The sequence below is a fragment of the Nonomuraea sp. 10N515B genome, from assembly GCF_052245915.1.
Lineage (GTDB): Bacteria > Actinomycetota > Actinomycetes > Streptosporangiales > Streptosporangiaceae > Nonomuraea.
In genome coordinates, this window is sequence record NZ_JBQQBQ010000213.1 from 1 (window position 1) to 960 (window position 960).

Sequence of the window (960 nt, forward strand, 5' to 3'; positions counted from 1 at the left end):
GCGTTCGCCCTTGGAGCCGTTCCCGGCCGAGCGGATGGTCCAGGTGCGTTTCTGCTTGCAGTGCCGGGCTACGGCCTGGGCACAGGTCAGGGTGGTGCCGCCGCCCAAGGTCACGGTGAAGGAGGAGCGGACGCGTAGCACGTAGGCCTGCTCGTGCTGTTCGAGGAAGGTGCGCAGCTTGGTGCACGCGCCGTACACTTCGTCGCCGGTCAGGAAATCGAAGCGGACGCCGTCGGTGTAGGCGTCGGTCAGCAGGCCGATACCCAGTTCTCCCTTGGTGGCGAACGCCAGATCCACCGGCAGGGCGGTGATGACGGCCGTGACCGGGTCGGTGATCTGCTCGGCAGGGATCCACTGCCGGGCGCCGATCAGAGCGTGCCCGGCGTCGGCGCGGACGTAGGCCAGGTAGACGGTGTTGACGCCGTTGTCCACGCCGCCCGCGCAGCCCATGTGCTGCCTTTTGACCCCCGAGGTGGCGGTGCCCTTCTTCTCCTGACCGGACTCATCCAGCGCGCCGACGGTCAGGCTGCCGGGGTCGGCGGCGGCGTCCAGGCGGGCGACGGCGAAGCGGCGCACCACGCTCATCGCGCCGGCGGTGTCCCAGCGGGCCCGGTTCAGCAGCCGCTGGGTGGCGGCAGGTGAGCGATCCCCGGCGTGCTCGGCGATCGTCCATCCGTTGCGTTTGGGCAGGTCGGACATGACGGCACGAATGTACTTGGCGGCCTGCAGGCGGGGTTCGATCCGGGGGAACATCGGTGCCAGCGCGGCGAGCAGTTCGTCTGTGTTCCGTTGCACGCGCCGGGCCTCTAGGATGAGCGCAGCAGCCGCTCTCGATCTTGTACTCGTCACACAGGCATGATCACGAGCGGCTGCTCTCTTTGTGCCCGCTTCCCATCACAAGATCGCAACGGCCTATCGCGCATCCGTGCTGGTCACACTGCGAATGGTGACTGCCGTACT

At 68.0% G+C, this 960-nt stretch carries 1 protein-coding gene; it reads right to left on the bottom strand.

Translation table 11 applies throughout. The features are described from left to right. The coding region (locus ACTWQA_RS59100; protein ID WP_443167517.1) for an IS701 family transposase at nucleotides 1-795 on the bottom strand (795 nt) is incomplete at its 3' end. Nucleotides 796-960 lie beyond the last annotated feature (165 nt).